The 16912-nt window shown below is 58.4% G+C and carries 13 protein-coding genes and 1 tRNA gene; 10 read left to right on the top strand and 4 right to left on the bottom strand.

Translation table 11 applies throughout. From position 1 onward, the window contains the following. Nucleotides 1-7 precede the first annotated feature (7 nt). The 9 genes from ACMG4M_RS11325 to ACMG4M_RS11285 all read left to right on the top strand — a co-directional run bounded on the left by ACMG4M_RS11325 (nucleotide 8) and on the right by ACMG4M_RS11285 (nucleotide 10388). Complete coding sequence (locus tag ACMG4M_RS11325) at nucleotides 8-1180, top strand: glycosyltransferase family 4 protein (RefSeq protein ID WP_156964873.1); 1173 nt, start codon at nucleotides 8-10, stop codon at nucleotides 1178-1180. Nucleotides 1181-1256: 76 nt separating this feature from the next. Beyond that, nucleotides 1257-2378 (top strand): NAD-dependent epimerase/dehydratase family protein, encoded by a 1122-nt coding sequence (locus ACMG4M_RS11320; protein WP_414430000.1) that lies wholly within the window; start codon nucleotides 1257-1259, stop codon nucleotides 2376-2378. A 3-nt stretch (nucleotides 2379-2381) separates the two neighbouring features. Further along, nucleotides 2382-3527, top strand: a complete 1146-nt coding sequence (gene wecB / locus ACMG4M_RS11315) for a non-hydrolyzing UDP-N-acetylglucosamine 2-epimerase (protein WP_198030646.1) — start codon at nucleotides 2382-2384, stop codon at nucleotides 3525-3527. A 9-nt stretch (nucleotides 3528-3536) separates the two neighbouring features. Then, nucleotides 3537-4712: a glycosyltransferase gene (locus ACMG4M_RS11310; protein WP_035247028.1), complete on the top strand. Its 1176-nt coding sequence runs from the start codon at nucleotides 3537-3539 to the stop codon at nucleotides 4710-4712. Next, nucleotides 4709-5656, top strand: a complete 948-nt coding sequence (locus tag ACMG4M_RS11305; RefSeq protein WP_414429999.1) for a UDP-glucose 4-epimerase family protein — start codon at nucleotides 4709-4711, stop codon at nucleotides 5654-5656. Before ACMG4M_RS11310 ends, ACMG4M_RS11305 begins: the two co-directional genes overlap by 4 nt. Before the next feature lies 1 nt (nucleotide 5657). Further along, entirely contained in the window at nucleotides 5658-6215 is a 558-nt protein-coding gene (locus ACMG4M_RS11300) for a sugar transferase (RefSeq protein ID WP_332248863.1), read from the top strand. A 217-nt stretch (nucleotides 6216-6432) separates the two neighbouring features. Then, complete coding sequence (locus tag ACMG4M_RS11295; protein WP_232222047.1) at nucleotides 6433-8277, top strand: polysaccharide biosynthesis protein; 1845 nt, start codon at nucleotides 6433-6435, stop codon at nucleotides 8275-8277. 173 nt (nucleotides 8278-8450) lie between these two features. Further along, the gene (gene galE, locus ACMG4M_RS11290) at nucleotides 8451-9464 is read left to right on the top strand and encodes a UDP-glucose 4-epimerase GalE (RefSeq protein WP_035247035.1); all 1014 of its coding nucleotides are present in this window, start codon (nucleotides 8451-8453) and stop codon (nucleotides 9462-9464) included. A gap of 108 nt (nucleotides 9465-9572) precedes the next feature. After that, the gene (locus tag ACMG4M_RS11285) at nucleotides 9573-10388 is read left to right on the top strand and encodes a sulfotransferase family protein (RefSeq protein ID WP_156964874.1); all 816 of its coding nucleotides are present in this window, start codon (nucleotides 9573-9575) and stop codon (nucleotides 10386-10388) included. Between the two features lie 47 nt (nucleotides 10389-10435). On the opposite strand, the gene ACMG4M_RS11280 is transcribed toward ACMG4M_RS11285, so the two are convergent. The 3 genes from ACMG4M_RS11280 to ACMG4M_RS11270 all read right to left on the bottom strand — a co-directional run bounded on the left by ACMG4M_RS11280 (nucleotide 10436) and on the right by ACMG4M_RS11270 (nucleotide 13109). Continuing rightward, entirely contained in the window at nucleotides 10436-11314 is an 879-nt protein-coding gene (locus ACMG4M_RS11280) for a glycosyltransferase family 2 protein (protein WP_035247040.1), read from the bottom strand. A gap of 460 nt (nucleotides 11315-11774) precedes the next feature. Further along, a tRNA-Asn gene (locus ACMG4M_RS11275) sits at nucleotides 11775-11850 on the bottom strand. A 68-nt stretch (nucleotides 11851-11918) separates the two neighbouring features. Next, nucleotides 11919-13109 carry a pyridoxal phosphate-dependent aminotransferase gene (locus tag ACMG4M_RS11270; RefSeq protein WP_035247044.1) on the bottom strand — a complete coding sequence of 397 codons (1191 nt, stop codon included), beginning with the start codon at nucleotides 13107-13109 and terminating at the stop codon, nucleotides 11919-11921. A 552-nt stretch (nucleotides 13110-13661) separates the two neighbouring features. Between ACMG4M_RS11270 and uvrB the strand changes: the two genes are divergently transcribed. Beyond that, nucleotides 13662-15680, top strand: coding sequence for an excinuclease ABC subunit UvrB (gene uvrB, locus ACMG4M_RS11265; RefSeq protein ID WP_272975383.1), 2019 nt, complete (start codon nucleotides 13662-13664; stop codon nucleotides 15678-15680). A gap of 236 nt (nucleotides 15681-15916) precedes the next feature. Here uvrB and cysZ read toward each other — a convergent pair whose 3' ends face one another. After that, nucleotides 15917-16702 carry a sulfate transporter CysZ gene (cysZ, locus tag ACMG4M_RS11260; RefSeq protein WP_414429998.1) on the bottom strand — a complete coding sequence of 262 codons (786 nt, stop codon included), beginning with the start codon at nucleotides 16700-16702 and terminating at the stop codon, nucleotides 15917-15919. Nucleotides 16703-16912 lie beyond the last annotated feature (210 nt).

Here is a 16912-nt window from a genome sequence, read left to right as displayed (position 1 = left end):
GGTGGCGGTGACTAAACCGGTTGTTCTGGTATTCAACCCCTTCTATTTTCCGGGATTCAAGGCGGGCGGGCCGGTCAGGACCATCGTTAACATGGTGGACCGGCTGGGCGACGACTTTGATTTCCGGGTGCTCACCCAAGACCGGGACCTGGGTGAAATCACGCCCTATGACAACGTGGACCTGGAAGACTGGATGACTGTGGGCAAGGCCCGTGTGCGTTATCTGGCTCCGGAGGCATTTACCCTGGCCAATATTGCCCGGGTGGTACGTGAGGTAAAACCGGACGCCATTTACCTGAACAGTTTTTTTGATCCGGTGTTTACCCAGAAAGTGCTCTGGGCACGGCTGTTCCGCCAGTTTCCCCAAACGCCTGTGATTCTGGCGCCACGGGGCGAGTTCTCCGAGGGAGCGCTGGGTCTGAAGAGTACCAAGAAGAAAATTTACCTGTGGGTGGTCCGCCTGATCGGGTTGTACCGCAACATTACCTGGCAGGCGTCCAGTGATCTGGAGGTGCAGGATATCCGCAAGGCGTTTCTCGGTAATCAGGCAGCACGGATTCAGGTGGCTCTGAACCTGGCGCCGGCAGCTCCCACGGCTGACGCCGCCTCCCATCATCGAGCGCCCGGCGAGCCATTGCGCGTGTGCTTCATCTCTCGCATTTCCCCCAAGAAGAATCTCGACTATGCCCTGCGAGTGCTCCGCTCCGTGACAGCACCGGTGGTGTTCACGGTCTATGGACCACGCTCGGAGCCGGAATACTGGCAGGCCTGCGAGGCCCTCATTGCCGAGCTGCCTTCACATGTTCAGGTGGTCTGGGGCGGCGAGCTCAATCCGGTGGATGTGAATGCCCATCTGGTCGGGCATGACCTGTTTTTCTTTCCCACCCGGGGCGAGAACTACGGCCATGTCATCTATGAAGCGTTGGCTGCCGGGCTGCCGGTGCTGCTCAGTGATCAGACCCCCTGGAATGACGTGCAAGCCAGAGGCGTGGGCTGGTCGTTGCCGCTGGCGAACCCGGCGGCGTTCGCTGAAACCATTGAGCTGGTTGCGTTATGGTCCGGGGGAAAGCGTGACCAGGTTTGCGCCGCTGCCCGTGACCACGCTCGTCAGGTGGCCAAGGATGATGCGGTGCTTGAGGACAATCGTCGCCTGTTCATGGAGGCCATCAGGGAAGCCTGAGGCGCTTGAACAGGTTGCAGTCAGCAGGCTGCCGGTGAACCGGTAGCGGCTGTGTCGAACAGAAAAGAGGTCGGTTATGAAAACGGTGATTACCGGGGCAGCAGGACTGCTGGGTTGGCATTTGCGTTGCCATCTCAGCGCGCTTGAGGCGTGGAAAGGCGGTGTCGTGGCCCTGGATCGTGAAGCTTTCAATGATGACACCCGTCTGCAGAAAGCGCTGGACGGTGCTGATGTAGTAGTGCACTGCGCGGGTATTAACCGGGCCGAGGAAAAGGAACAGGAAACGGGCAACATTGCCCTGGCGGAACGGCTGGCCAGTGCACTGGATGCCAGCGGCGCCACGCCGCACCTGGTCTATTCCAACAGCACCCACAAGGCTATGGATAATGCCTATGGTCGGGGCAAGGCGGGTGCAGATGCGGTTTTTCGCAGCTGGGCCGATCGAGCAGCGGCGCGTTATACCGAGCTGGTGTTACCCCATGTGTTCGGGGAATGCGGCCGACCGTTTTATAATTCTGCGGTCTTCACCTTCTGCCACCAGATTGTCCAGGGCGAGCCGCTGAGTATTAATGGCAGCGGCAAGCTGGAACTGCTGCATACCCAGGATATCTGTGCTCGCATTGTGGAGGCGGTGGCGAAAGGGGAAACCGGCGAGTTGCGTCTCAAGGGCCGCCCCATTCCGGTGGCGGAGGTGGCGGGAAAGCTGATTGCCATGTACGACAGCTACACCGGCAATGTGATTCCGGACCTGCGTGACCGTTTCGAGCTGCAGCTTTTCAATACTCTGCGCTCTTTCATGTATCCGGATGCCTATCCCACAGAACTGACCCTGCATACTGATAACCGGGGCTCGCTGTTCGAGGCGGTGAAAACCGACAACGGCGGTCAGGCGTTCCTGTCCACCACCAAACCAGGGATTACCCGGGGCAATCATTTCCATTTTGCCAAGGTGGAACGTTTCCTGGTGATTCGCGGAGAGGCGGATATTCGCCTGCGTCGCCTGTTTGATGATGAAGTGAAGGAATTCCGGGTATCCGGCGACAAACCGGTGTACGTCGACATGCCGCCGCTGCATACCCATAGCATTACCAATGTGGGTGACGATGAGCTGATGACCCTGTTCTGGAGCCACGAGATTTTTGATCCCGAGGCACCGGATACCTATTTTCTGCCAGTGCTGCCGGACCAGGAGAACTGATTGATGAAAGTGATGACGGTACTGGGCACGCGCCCGGAGATTATTCGACTGTCCCGTGTGATGGCGGCGCTGGACCAGGTGGTGGACCACAAGCTGGTGCATACCGGGCAGAACTATGATTACGAGCTCAACGATGTGTTCTTTGACGAGCTGGGAGTACGCAAGCCGGATCATTTTCTCAATGTGGATACCTCGACCCTGGGCCGGAGCTTGGGTGAGATCCTGATCAAGACCGAAGAGGTGCTGCTTCAGGAAAAGCCTGACGCGGTGCTGGTGCTGGGTGATACCAACAGTGCCATCGCCACGGTGATGGCCAAGCGCATGAAGATCCCCACGTATCACATGGAAGCGGGGAATCGCAGCTTCGATGCCAATGTGCCGGAAGAGATCAACCGCAAGATGGTGGATCACTTGGCGGACTTCAATCTGGTTTACACCGAGCATGCCCGCCGGCATTTGCTCAGCGAAGGCCTGTCCCACCGCTATATTTACCTGACCGGTTCCCCCATGCGCGAGGTGCTGGAGCATTGCCTGCCCAGCATTGAGCAGTCCGATGTGCTGGAGCGTCTGGAGCTGGAAGCAGGCAAGTTCTTTATTGTCAGCGTTCACCGGGAAGAAAACGTGGACAGCAAGGATAACCTGCGCAAGGTGGTCGAGGCCCTTCAGGCGCTACATGACACCTTTGGTTATCCGGTGGTGGTGTCCACGCACCCGCGTACCCGCAACCGTCTGGAGAAGCTTGGGCTGGCCGAGGCCAGCGGGGATATCCGCTTCCTCAAGCCGTTCGGGTTCTTTGACTACAACCGCCTGCAGATGACGGCTTTCTGCGCGGTGAGTGACAGCGGCACCATCAGTGAGGAATCCTCAGTGCTGGATTTCCCGGCGGTGACGCTGCGTCGATCCATCGAACGGCCGGAAGCGCTGGATACCGGTGCCATCGCGCTCACGGGACTGGACAAGGAAAGCCTGGTGGAAGGAGTGAGAATTGCCACCGCCAGTCGTGATGTGTTTTCCGGCACGGAGCGTGAGATCCCCGAAGCCTACATGGTGCGCAATACCTCGGAGCGGGTGGTCCGCCTGATTACCGGCACCGCCAGACTGGCTAACCGCTGGCGCAATATGGACGAATTCAGTCGCTATGACTGGTAAGGCGTGTTGATGGGCAAGGGCAGGGCGGATATCGCCATTATCAACCGCAGTTTCTGGCCGATTTATCCGGTGATCGGTGAGGCGCTGTTGCGCTTTGCGGAAGGTGCCGCAAGACAGTGCCGGGTCTGTGTGATCATGCAGGATCATGCCGACATTTGTGCCAAGTTGAAGGAGCATGACCGCGGCCAGGGAGTAGAGTTTCATCCCGGCAAGGCCTGGTCCTCTTCAGGCAGCAGTATTCTCGCGCGGATTCTGGATGCGGTGTTCTTCATGGTGTGGGTGGGGCTGTGTTTGCTGAAAACCCGGCCTCGGCATGTGTATGTGTCTACGGACCCCCCGGTGCTGGTGCCCTTCATCGTCATGCTTTATGCGCGTTTGTTCGGGGCGTCCTATACCTATCACCTACAGGATATTCACCCCGAGGCCACCAATGTGGTGATGCCGGTGAATCGGGTGTTGTTCCGTATTTTGCGCTGGATGGATGGCGCGGTTATGCGTCGGGCCGCGCAATTGCTAACGCTGACCGAGGAGATGAAAGCGGAAATTCAGTCCCGTTCGGGGACCCGGGCTCCGATTCATCTACTGAGTAATCCGGCGGTGTCTTTTGATGATGTGAACACCTCCCATACGAAAACGCCGGGCTTTTCCTTCTGCGGCAATGCGGGCCGGCTTCAGCGTATCCCGCTGGTGATCGCTTCGATCGAACAGTATTTGCAGGGAGGAGGGACCTTGCCTTTTACCTTTGCCGGCGGGGGAGTGTTCAGTCCTGATCTGGAGGGGTTAGCTGCGCGCTTCCCGGATCAGGTGACCTATCACGGTCTGGTGTCCCCGGCGGCGGCGGCCCAGTTGAATGCGGACTATCAGTGGGCCTTGCTGCCCATTGAAGATGAGGTGACCCGTTTTGCTTTTCCCAGCAAGACGTCGTCCTATGTGTTTTCCGGTGCCCTGATTCTCGCCGTTTGTGGCGAGGCCACCAGCGTGGCCCAGTGGGTGCAGGATTATCGGCTGGGTTGTGTGGTAGCGCCAGATGCGGCTGCGCTGGCTGAGTTCTTCCGCCGCGTGGAGAACGCGGAGGTAGATGCCGCCGGGTTTGATATGGACCGCACGGCGTTGAAAGCCGCGTTGGGTTTTAATGTTTTTGTGGAGCACCTGAACGAAAGGGTGCTGAGCCGGGTGGTGTCATGACATTGCGTGTGGCAATTACCGGTGCCAGCGGGTTTGTGGGCCAGGCCCTGGCTTCCCGTTTGATGGCAGAGGGATGCCAGGTCACCGGCGTTGTGCGGCGGGAGCTTGATGCACCGTTTGCGCAGTGTGTGGTGTCCGGACTGGATGACCCGTGCCTGGAGCCGCTGCTGGCGGAGTGCGATGTGTTGGTCCATGCCGCGGCTCGTGCCCACGTCATGGACGAGGACGCCGCAGCTCCGCTGGCGGCCTACCGGGCAGTGAATGTGGATGGCTCCCTGGCGATTGCCCGCCGGGCGGCGGCGCAGGGTGTGCGTCGCTTTGTCTTTATCAGTTCCATCAAGGTGAACGGTGAAGCCACGCCGCTGGGCCAGCCATTCCGTCACGATGCGAAACCGGCCCCGGAAGATGCCTACGGGATCTCCAAGCTGGAGGCTGAGCAGGGGCTCACCCAACTGGCCTCCGATACGGGCATGGAATTGGTGATCATCCGTCCTCCTCTGGTCTATGGTCCCGGCGTGAAGGGCAATTTTGCCGGCATGCTCAAGGTGGTAAGCAAGGGCTTGCCGCTGCCTCTGGGGCGGGTGGATAACCGCCGTTCCCTGGTGGGTCTGGATAATCTGGTGGACTTGATCAGGGTGTGCCTGGATCATCCCGCCGCCACCGGGCAGGTCTTTCTGGTCAGTGATGGTGAGGACCTGTCCACGGCGGATCTGTTGCGCCGGGCCGGGCAGGCCCTGGACAAACCGGCCCGCCTGTTGCCGGTGCCCATCGGGTTGTTGCGCCTGGGGGCGACCCTGTTGGGCAAGAAGGCGGTGGCCGACCGGCTACTTGGGTCGTTGCAGGTGGCGCTGGTGCCGACCTGTGAAAGACTCGGCTGGCAGCCGCCCATTACCGTGGATGAGGGGCTGCAGCGTTGCTGTGCGCCCACGAAGAGAGGGGAGTAGCGTGGTGATCAGACTTCTGGATCTCGTGTTTTCGCTGGTCGGGCTGGTGCTGGGGTTTCCGGTGTTTCTGGTCCTGCTGGTGTTGGGGTATTTCGATACCGGTTCCCCGCTGTTTCGTCAGGAACGGGTGGGCCGTCATCAGAAGCCGTTTACCCTGGTGAAGTTCCGTACCATGCGCCCGGATACCGCATCGGTGGCCTCTCATCTGGCGGATGCGTCGGCCATTACCTCGTTGGGCCATTTCATGCGCAAGACCAAGCTGGATGAGTTGCCCCAGCTGTGGAATGTGCTCAAGGGCGAGATGAGTCTGGTGGGGCCCCGGCCCGGGCTGTTCAATCAGGAAGAGCTGACAGCGGAGCGAAGCCGCCTGAATGTCTATGCGGCCAGGCCGGGGATTACCGGGCTGGCCCAGGTGACTGGTATTGATATGTCCACCCCGAAATTGCTGGCCGAAACTGACCGGAAGATGCTGGATAGCCTGACGGTGGTGGCTTATTTCAAGTACATTGTCATGACCGTGACTGGGTCGGGCAGCGGTGACGCGGCCAAGAAATCCTAAGGCATCGTTCGGGGATTATGCAGGCTGGCAATGTGGCGGATGCGCTATAACCCCGGCAGGTTGGGTGGGTCGACGTCTTTGGCGGTGACCGGCTCAGGACAACACTGAAAACAGGACACTGATGTCGAGAAAGCTGCTTTATCCCTCTGCTCACAGGCTTGTCACTCTCTCTCGTTTTGCTAAACGTTGCATAATGATCGGGATGGACATCCTGGCCATGCCAGTGCTGGTATGGGGGGCCTATGCCCTGAGGTATAGCGACTTTGCACCGCCGATCAAGGATCCATGGATTCTGCTGGCGGCGCCTGCCATTACCATTCCAATTCTGTTTGTCTCCGGATTCTACAAGTCCGTTGTCCGTTATTTAGGGGCGGAAGTGGCCTGGTCGGTGCTCTATGCCATTGGTGCCAGCATGTTGGCCTTGGCAGCCACCTCCTACATGGCTCAGGCCATCGAGGTGCCGCGGTCGGTATTTGTGATTTGGGGCGCGTTGGCGCTGCTGTATCTGGCCGGCAGTCGTTTCCTGGTGCGCCGTTTCCTGCTAAGCGTGCTGGGCAGTGCCTATGATCGCCAGCCTGTGGCGATTTTCGGCGCCGGTGATGCCGGGGCCCAGCTGGTTGCCGGGCTGCGTTCCAGTGCGGAATTTTTCCCTGCGCTGGTGGTAGACGACTCTCCCAGCAAGCAGGGTGCACTGATTGCCGGGGTGCCGGTGGTGGACCGGGCGGGCCTGGAGAAGGCGGCGCGACGGGAGCGTGTCTCGGCGGTGTTGCTGGCGGTTCCTTCCGTGAGTCGGGCGCGCAAGATGGAAATTGTCCGCTGGCTGGAAACCCTCAACGTTCGAGTGCAGACCGTGCCCACCTTCAACGACATGGCCAGTGGCCGGGCGCGGCTGGAGGAGTTGCGGGATGTTGCCATAGAGGACCTGCTGGGTCGGGATCCAGTCCCGCCACAGCAGGATATTTTGCATCGTTGTATCAGTGGCAAACAGGTGCTGGTAACGGGTGCTGGCGGTTCCATCGGCAGTGAGCTGTGTCGCCAGATTATGGCGCTGGAGCCCACCCGGCTGGTGTTGTTCGAGCAGAGCGAATTCAGCCTCTACGCGATTGAGCGGGAGTTGAAGGATGCTGCAGAGACCGAAGAGCTCCCGGTCCAGGTGGTGGCGGAGCTGGGCTCGGTCGTCAATCGCGATCACATTGAGCGTCTTTGTCGTCACTATGGCATCGATACGGTGTATCACGCTGCTGCCTACAAGCATGTGCCCATTGTGGAAGAAAATCCGGTGGCAGGGGTCAGGAACAATATCCTGGGGACGCTGGCAACGGCCCAGGGGGCTGAGGCCGCCGGGGTGCAGCATTTTATTCTGGTCTCCACAGACAAGGCAGTTCGCCCCACTAATATCATGGGAGCGACCAAGCGCTTCGCCGAATTGGTGCTCCAAGGCATGGCGGAGAAAAGCGAAAAGACCATCTTCACCATGGTGCGATTCGGCAATGTGCTGGGCTCTTCCGGTTCCGTGGTGCCGCTGTTCCGTGAGCAGATCCTAAAGGGTGGGCCGGTGACGGTGACCCACCCGGATGTGATCCGCTATTTCATGACAATTCCCGAAGCCTCCCAGCTGGTGATCCAGGCCGGCGCCATGGGCAAAGGCGGTGAAGTGTTCGTGCTGGACATGGGAGAGCCGGTGCGAATTCTTGATCTGGCCACCACCATGATCCATCTGATGGGACTCACCGTGCAGGATGACGGCAATCCCGATGGGGATATTGCCATTGCCTTTACCGGACTGCGCCCCGGCGAAAAGCTCTATGAAGAGCTGCTGATTGGCGAGTGCAGTGTCCATACGGAACACGAGATGATCATGCAGGCGTCTGAGGAATCCCTGGATTGGGACGAACTCCAGCAGGCGCTGACCCGTTTCCGAGAGGCGTTGGATGCCTGGGACGGGGATCTGATTCAGGAGCTGCTGTGCCTGTATGTCTCGGGGTTCCAGCCAGGCACTAGTGGTGACAAGGCACCGGAAACTCTGCAGACCCGGGTGTTACCCGGTATGGAGAAGAGCTAGTTGCCATCAATAATGTTATTCCATGTTTTGCGTAATCGGCTTCTCTAGCGCGTCTTGCTACCTGGGTGCTGCTGTCTTCATGCAGATCAGTAGCGAATACGCGATAATGCTGGCCAGGCTCACATGAAGCTGTGGTTCGTCAATTTCACACCTGCAAAGAGAGGACGAGGGTTTTGAAACATATTCTTGTCACGGGCGGTGCCGGCTATATCGGTTCCCATACCACCTTGTTGCTCCTGGAAGCGGGCTATGAGGTGTTGGTCCTCGATAACTTCAGTAACAGCAGCCGCGAATCGCTGCGTCGTGTCGAGGCGCTCACCGGTCGCAGCGTCACGTTGATTGAAGGGGATATTCGCGATGCCGCTTTGCTGGATCGGTTATTTGCCGAGTATCCGGTGAACGCGGTGATCCACTTTGCCGGCCTGAAAGCGGTGGGCGAGTCAGTGGCGCAGCCGTTGCGGTATTACGACTGTAATGTGTCGGGCAGCCTTTGTTTGCTGGAGGCAATGGACCGCGCCGGGGTGAAGACTCTGGTGTTCAGTTCTTCGGCTACGGTGTACGGAGATCCGGCCTCGGTGCCGATCCGTGAGGATTTTCCCCTATCTGCGACCAACCCCTACGGTGCCACCAAGCTGCACATCGAGGATATGCTGCGTGATCTTCACCGGTCCGATGAGAGTTGGAACCTGGCTATCCTGCGCTATTTCAACCCGGTTGGTGCCCATGGCAGCGGGCGAATTGGCGAAGACCCCAGCGGCATGCCCAGCAACCTGATGCCCTTTATCGCCCAAGTGGCCGTAGGCAAGCGCGACAAACTCAGTATCTTCGGCGGTGATTATCCGACGCCAGACGGCACCGGGGTACGGGACTATATTCACGTGATGGATTTGGCAGAGGGGCACCTGAAAGCGCTGGAGCATCTGGCGGCTAAGGGGGGCTTGATGACCACCAATCTGGGTACGGGCCGGGGCTACAGCGTTTTGGAAATGGTGAAGGCATTCGCTTCGGTTTCCGGTCGTGAGGTGCACTATGAGGTGGTCGAGCGACGTCCCGGTGATGTGGCAAGTTGTTATGCTGACCCCTCACATGCCCTTCAATTAATAGGATGGCAAGCCCGTCGAGGCATTGAAGAGATGTGTGAAGATCATTGGCGCTGGCAGGAACAGAACCCTGAAGGTTATGTGTGATGGCCTCTTATTGTTGGCTGGGACCGTGTTGCGAGACCTTCAGTTGTTAAAAAACCGTCCTACATTTTTTGCCCGGGGGGCATCGGGAATTAATTTTTGGGGTGCAAAGTGATTATCAAGGGTCGCCTGTATCATAAGGTCAGTTTCGCCTATTTTTGCGTGCACTCCATAGTGCGGTTTTATAACGCTATTCCGTCCTTGTTTTACACGCCGGTTGTTAATGAGGTGTCATTTTTCTTTGTCGTCGGTTGTGGTCATAGTGGTACCACGTTGATGGCGGCAAAGCTGGGCAATCATCCGGATGTGATGGGGCTTGGACGCGAAACCGGGGTCATGCTCCCGGGGAAGTATTCCCTGTTCGGGATGAGTGCCGTGGCCAATGAATGGCAGTATTTTGCAGAGTCACTGGGCTGCCAGTGTGTCCTGGAAAAGACCCCCAAGCATATTCACAGCTATGACGCAGTTCAAAAAGTGGTGCCCAATAACCGTTTTGTGGTCATGTTAAGGAACCCCCTGGACAATATAGCTTCCCTGCACAAGCGGTTTAACGACCTTGATTACGCGGTCACCCGCTGGATGATGGACAACGAAGAGGCCTTGCGAATCAATGCGCACGAAAATGTCATGCTGGTCCGCTATGAGGAATTAACGCGCACACCTGCCGAGGTTCTGCGCGAGGTCTCCGGTTTTCTGGGTATTGAATACAGTGATGGCATGCTTGAGGGCAGAGGTTCTATCTATGACCACGTACGACAGCCAGAAAATATGAAGGTCAGGCAGGAGCAGGTGGCTCAGCCGATTAGGCCCAATGATGGAGGCTGGAAAAAGGTTTTCAGCCGGGAGGAGGCTCGAAAAATTTTGCAGCGATTGGGAACGCTTCCCGAACAGCTTGGCTATGAGTCAGAAGAATTGCTAGGAGTTTAATATCAAGAGGCTGCTTGCCTAGACCTGTTCTCTTTTTTGTTCGCTCACTAGCGTCGTTCTTTCTCTCCGGTTGCTAGAATTTTAAAAGTGATCTTTATTTCCAGCAGCCATAGTGCACCGAGCATCCACAGTGTTGTCCACTTCTGTGGCAGGTTGGTTTTATGGGTCGTTGCTGCATACCAGGCACGAGAAATTGGCGGGACAAGCGTTTTGATGATGTAAGACCTTTTCTGCTTTCCTGTGCCGCAAAGCAGTTGCCCTCCCTTTACCCGTTTCATCTTGCACGTCAGAGCGTCCCAGCTGTCCCTGGCAGGATGATTGACGTTTGCCTCAGGGATGTAGACCAGCGGAATGCCTGCTTTTTTGCTTCTCAAGCAGAAATCCATGTCACCCCCGGAATAACGTTTTTCATCAAAGTTGCCCACGCGATCAAAGGCCAATCTGGGAATTGACAGATTCGCTGTGACGGCAAATCCACGCTGTGTATAGCGATCCTGTGGCAGCCCCATGGCGATGTCGTAGACTTCTACGGGATTTAGTTTTCCAGGCAAGAATTTTTTAACGGTAACGCCGCCAGCAATCAGGGCAGGCGATGATTGGCGTTGGTAGGTACTCCAGATCCGTTCCAGCCATTGCGGATCAGGTTGGCAGTCTGCGTCTGTGAAGACCAGTAATTCGCCTTTGGCATGTTTAAGCGCCTTGTTCCTGGCGGCATAGGAGCCCGGCGTATCGCATTCAAGCAGAGTTATGAAGCTCGGCAGACTGTCCTCTGAAGGCACGACGTCAGAACCGTTATCGACGATAAAGCACTCCCAGTGGCTCTTGGATTGGGTCTGCTGGTCCAGTGCCTTGAAGAGCCCCTCTGTCAGTTCCCAATGCTGAAAGATTGGAATGATGACGGAGATTTTCGGAGTGGTTGCATCCATACAGGTTTTCTTGTCCAGCATGTGGGGCTGGTGAGACGGTTCAGTATTGAGTCGTCGGCAGCCAGGAGAAGTCAGGATAGTTTAGCAGGGGCGAAATTGGCCTTCACCTGTTCTTCAGGGATAAATCCTCCTCTCCTTTGAAGTCGGAGACGACCTAACATGGATTCAGGTGACAAGGCGGCTGGTGGCGAGGCACTTTGGTAAGGCCGCCTGCTGGGCTCGAACTAGGCGAATTCAATTGAATTTGCCAATGATTAACTGTTGACCGCAGGGCAACCAATCATTGAACAAAGAAAAAGCCCGGAATCTTGCGATACCGAGCTTCTCTTGTTTGGCTCCGCCTGCTGGGCTCGAACTAGGCGGATTCAACTGAATTTGCCAATGATTAACTGTCGACCGCAGGGCGACCAATCATTGGGCAAAGAAAAAGGGCCTACCCGATGGGTAGGCCCTTTCTATTTGGCTCCGCCTGCTGGGCTCGAACCAGCGACCCAATGATTAACAGTCATTTGCTCTACCAACTGAGCTAAGGCGGAATGTCTTGAGGCGCGTATATTAGTGACGCCTTCCGGGGTCGTCAACACCCCGGAGGCGCGTTTGTTGCTTATTTAGCCAATGCTTGCTCAATGCGACGCATGGCTTCTTTCAGCGTGTCCATACCAACGGCGAAGGACAGGCGCATGCAGCCGGGCGCGCCGAAGGCAGAACCCGGTACCAGCGCCACTTCCGCGGTTTCCAGCAGCAGGGCGGCCAGGTCGGTGTCGGATTCCACGCCGTCCAGGTTGGCAATTGCTTCGGAGAAGTCAGGGAAGGCATAGAAGGTGCCGTCACCCTGGGCGCATTTCACGCCGGGCAGGGCATCCAGTGCCGCGGTCAGGTAGTCGTGGCGTTCTTTGAACGCTTTGACCATCTCGTCCACGCAACCCTGGTCGCCGGCCAGCGCGGCTTCTGCCGCGGCCTGGCTGATGGAGGCCGGGTTGGAAGTGGACTGGGACTGGACCTTCTTCATGGCAGCGATCAGCTTCTGCGGGCCGCCGGCATAGCCGATGCGCCAGCCGGTCATGGAGTAGGCCTTGGAGACGCCGTTCATTACCACGGTGCGGTCGTACAGCTCCGGGCAGGCGTTGACGATGTTCACGAACGGCTTGCCGGTCCACAGGATGTGCTCGTACATGTCATCGGTGGCGATGATGATGTCCGGGTGCTTTTTCAGCACTTCACCCAGGGCCGCCAGCTCTTCCACGGAATACGCCATGCCGGAGGGGTTGGATGGGCTGTTGATCACGAACAGGCGGGTTTTCGGCGTGATCGCCGCTTCCAGCTGTTCCGGGGTGATCTTGAAGCGGCTGTTCACGTCGGTTTCGAGGACCTTGGGAACGCCGCCGGCAACCAGCACCATATCCGGGTAGCTGACCCAGTAGGGGGCGGGGATGATGGCTTCGTCGCCGTCGTTCAGCAGGGCCAGGGCCATGTTGAAGAAGGACTGCTTGCCGCCGCTGGATACCAGGATCTGATTCGGCTCATAGTCCAGGCTGTTGTCGCGCTTGAACTTGTCGATGATGGCCTTTTTCAGGCCGGGAGTGCCGTCTACCGGGGTATATTTGGTCTTGCCGGCGTTGATCGCTTCAATGGCGGCTTGTTTGATATGATCCGGGGTATCGAAATCCGGCTCACCAGCACCCAGCCCAATAATGTCTTTTCCCTGTGCACGAAGTTCACCGGCTTTCGCGGTGATGGCCAGGGTAGGAGACGGCTTGATGCGTTGTACGCGGTCGGAAAGGCTGATATCGGACATGCACTCCTCATTCGTCTAAAGAGTCGTATTGGCTGCGCTTTTGGCGCAGAAAGGGCCCGGAATTTTAGCGGATATGGACGGGAATGTCCCGTATTTCCTTGTGAGGCAGCAGGGGTGGGGCGCTCAACCAAAGCGCGCCTAGCTTGGCACGAGCTCTCTAACGAGCCGCTGTAGGAATTCCCTTCCAGGGGACGAATCCGAGCTTTAGCGAGGAAAGGTCGGGTCAATACTGCCCCAACACTCTGCCATCATCCGCCACCTTCGCCCTATGGGTGTTTCGCGCTGCGCGCGGTTCGTCCCTCGAGAGGAATTATTCGCTACGCTCACCCTTGGGGCCGCACGGAACTACGTGCGTTACTCCGCTACGCTCCGTTCCTACAAGGTCTCGGCACCGATTCGTTCAGCAAGCTGAATCTCCCACGGGGAAATCCGGTGTTTCTGGCGTTGTTATTCCACCGCGCATTCACGCCGGCTCTGCTACACTATTTCCGATTTTAAAACCATGATTTTGCTGCCTTCCTGGCTCGGGAGGGTAGCCACCAGGATATCTCCATGTCCGAAAGCCTTTTCAAGCTTCATTCCGATTACCAGCCCGCCGGTGACCAGCCAAAGGCCATCGCCCAGTTGATCGAAGGGATCGACGATGGCCTGGGCCACCAGACCCTGCTGGGGGTAACCGGGTCCGGCAAGACCTTCACCATGGCCAACGTGATCGAGCAGACCGGGCGGCCCACCATCATCATGGCGCCCAACAAGACGCTGGCGGCCCAGTTGTACGGGGAGTTCAAGGAGTTCTTCCCGGAGAACGCCGTGGAGTACTTCGTTTCCTACTACGACTACTACCAGCCGGAAGCCTATGTGCCGAGCTCCGACACCTTCATCGAGAAGGATGCCTCGGTGAATGAGCAGATCGAGCAGATGCGTCTGTCTGCCACCAAGGCCATTTTGGAGCGGCCGGACACCATCATCGTGGCCACGGTGTCCGCCATTTACGGCCTGGGTGACCCGGCCAGCTACCACGCCATGGTGTTGCACCTGGTGCGTGGTGATCGTATCGACCAACGCGAGCTGCTGCGCCGACTGGCGGAGCTGCAGTACACCCGCAACGAGATGGATTTCCGCCGTGCCACCTACCGGGTGCGGGGTGATGTGATCGATATTTTTCCGGCGGAAGAGGAAAAAGAGGCGGTTCGCATCGAGCTGTTCGATGACGAGGTGGAAACCATCAGCATCTTCGATCCGCTCACCGGCGAGGTGCTGAAGCGGGTAGGGCGTATCACCGTTTACCCCAAGAGCCATTACGTGACGCCCCGGGCGACCGTGCTGAAGGCCATCGAGATGATCAAGGAAGAGCTCACCGAACGGCTGGCCGAGCTCAAGGAACAGAACAAGCTGGTGGAAGCCCAGCGGCTGGAGCAGCGGACTCGTTTCGACATCGAGATGCTGCAGGAGCTGGGTTACTGCAACGGGGTGGAAAACTATTCCCGGCTGTTCTCCGGCCGGGCACCGGGGGATGCGCCGCCCACCCTGTTTGATTACCTGCCGGAAAATGCCTTGCTGATCGCGGATGAGTCCCACGTGACCATTCCCCAGCTGGGTGCCATGTACAAGGGCGACCGTTCGCGCAAGGAAACCCTGGTGAGCTTCGGGTTCCGGTTGCCTTCGGCCATGGATAACCGCCCCCTCAAGTTCGAGGAGTGGGAGCGGTTGGCGCCGCAGATGGTGTTCGTGTCGGCCACGCCGGGCCCCTACGAGGCGAAATACGCGGGCCAGGTGGTGGAGCAGGTGGTGCGGCCCACCGGGCTGGTGGACCCGCAGATCGAAATCCGCCCGGCGATTACCCAGGTGGACGACTTGCTGGGCGAGGCCAAGGAGGCCATCGCCAAGGAACAGCGGGTGCTGGTTACCACGCTCACCAAGCGTATGGCCGAGGATCTGACCGAGTACCTGAACGAGCACGGCATCAAGGTGCGTTATCTGCACTCGGACATCGATACGGTGGAGCGGGTAGAGATTATCCGCGACCTGCGGCTGGGCAAATTCGACGTGCTGGTTGGCATCAACCTGCTGCGCGAGGGCCTGGATATGCCCGAGGTGGCACTGGTGGCCATTCTCGATGCGGACAAGGAGGGCTTTCTGCGCTCGGACCGCTCGCTTATTCAGACCATTGGCCGGGCGGCGCGAAACGTGGATGGCCGTGCCATTCTCTATGCCGACAAGATGACCGGTTCCATGGAGCGGGCCATTGATGAGACCAACCGTCGCCGCGAGAAGCAGGAAGCCTTCAACAAGGAGCACGGCATCACGCCGCAGAAGCTCAACAAGAAGGTTCGCGACATCATGGATGACAGTGGCGGCAGCCGTTTCGACCGCAAATACAAGGGTGAGAAGGGCAAGAAGGTGGCTGAGTCACCGTCCAAATACGAAGCCATGTCCCCGGCGGAAGTGGCCCGTGAAATCAAAGCCCTGGAAAACAAGATGATGGAGCACGCCAAGAACCTGGAGTTCGAAGACGCTGCGGCCACACGGGACCGGATTCACCAGCTCCGCGAGCTGGGCTTTATGCGCTAACGTTTCTACAAGGCCGCTGTAGGAGCGCCGCTTGAGGCGCGAACCTCGCGAAGCGAGGAAATCGCCCGGAGGGCGACCAGGGATATCGGCGCTCTGCAGATCCATCTCGAGAGATCAGGCCCTGTTGGTCGCGTCGTTTCCTCGCCAAGGCTCGGATTCGCGCCTCAAGCGGCGTTATTCGCTTCGCTCACCCCTTCGGGGCCGCCCTGCGTGCGTTACTCCGCTCCGCTACGTTCCTACAGTGGCTTCGTGGAGGTTTCCGAGGTCTGCGGTGCCAATTCCTCCACCCAGATCAGCGTCCCCGCGATCACCGCCACCGGCATGATGAACAGGTTCACCAGCGGCAGCATGGTCAGGCCCATGACTACGGCGCCGAAGGTGAGTACCAGCCAGCGTTTGGTTTTCAGGCGCTCCAGCATCACCTCGAAGGGCACCTGGCGGTTATCGGCGCCGAAGTCGATGTACTGCATGGCCAGCAGCCAGCCGGACCACAGAAACCAGATTGCCGAGGCGAACACGTTCACTACCGGGATGAAGTAGACCACCAGCACCACAAACAGAATCAACACTGCCCGCCACAGCCAGTACCAGGTCTTGCGCAGTTCGCGCTTGAAAGTACGCAGGATCATGGCCGGGATGGATTCGTCCGGCATGGGGTGGCCGGTGGCCTGGATGTCTACCTTTTCCGCCAGAAAGCCCATGAAGGGAGCGGCGATCAACTGCACGCCGATGGAGAAGACGCTGGCAAACAGCGCCAGCAGCAGGACCCAGACCAGCAGAATGGCGGCGTCGACCAGGAAGTGCAGGGCCCCGTTGAGGAAGCTCAATGAGCCGGTCAGTGCCCAATCGGCCGTGGCCGCAGCGATCCAGCCGGCGATCCAGCTGCCGCTGAGCCAGTACAGGCCGCCGAAGACCAGGATGTTGAAGATCAGAGGAATGATCACATAGGTCCGCAGCTCCCGGCTTTTTGCCAGGGTGACACTGCGTTTGAGGTAGCTGATGGCATCGGCAACTTGAGACACGGCAAATCCTTGGCTGTGAGAAAGCAGCTACAAGCTACAAGCAGACAGCAAAAAGGGAAAGCCCCCCGTTGGCAAGCCCACCCCGCCCCTTGACCGTTGGAGCCTTGCTCGCAAGGCGAAGGGTTCCGAATCAAGGCGTCCGCCTAGTCAGCAAGGCTCCAACGGTGGCTTGGTGGAAAGGGCTGGCAGCCTGTGTGACTTGATGCGGGC

Source organism: Alcanivorax sp. IL3 (assembly GCF_047495465.1).
Taxonomy (GTDB): Bacteria; Pseudomonadota; Gammaproteobacteria; order Pseudomonadales; family Alcanivoracaceae; genus Alcanivorax; species Alcanivorax jadensis.
The sequence above is the reverse complement of the archived record's forward strand: the minus strand, read 5'-3'. Positions and strand labels throughout refer to the sequence as shown.

Coding starts and splice junctions, on each gene's coding strand:
- ACMG4M_RS11320 (WP_414430000.1), top strand. CDS start 1,257: ATGAAAACGGTGATTACCGGGGCAGCAGGACTGCTGGGTTGGCATTTG.
- wecB (WP_198030646.1), top strand. CDS start 2,382: ATGAAAGTGATGACGGTACTGGGCACGCGCCCGGAGATTATTCGACTG.
- ACMG4M_RS11310 (WP_035247028.1), top strand. CDS start 3,537: ATGGGCAAGGGCAGGGCGGATATCGCCATTATCAACCGCAGTTTCTGG.
- ACMG4M_RS11305 (WP_414429999.1), top strand. CDS start 4,709: ATGACATTGCGTGTGGCAATTACCGGTGCCAGCGGGTTTGTGGGCCAG.
- ACMG4M_RS11295 (WP_232222047.1), top strand. CDS start 6,433: ATGCCAGTGCTGGTATGGGGGGCCTATGCCCTGAGGTATAGCGACTTT.
- ACMG4M_RS11280 (WP_035247040.1), bottom strand. CDS start 11,314: ATGGATGCAACCACTCCGAAAATCTCCGTCATCATTCCAATCTTTCAG.
- ACMG4M_RS11270 (WP_035247044.1), bottom strand. CDS start 13,109: ATGTCCGATATCAGCCTTTCCGACCGCGTACAACGCATCAAGCCGTCT.
- uvrB (WP_272975383.1), top strand. CDS start 13,662: ATGTCCGAAAGCCTTTTCAAGCTTCATTCCGATTACCAGCCCGCCGGT.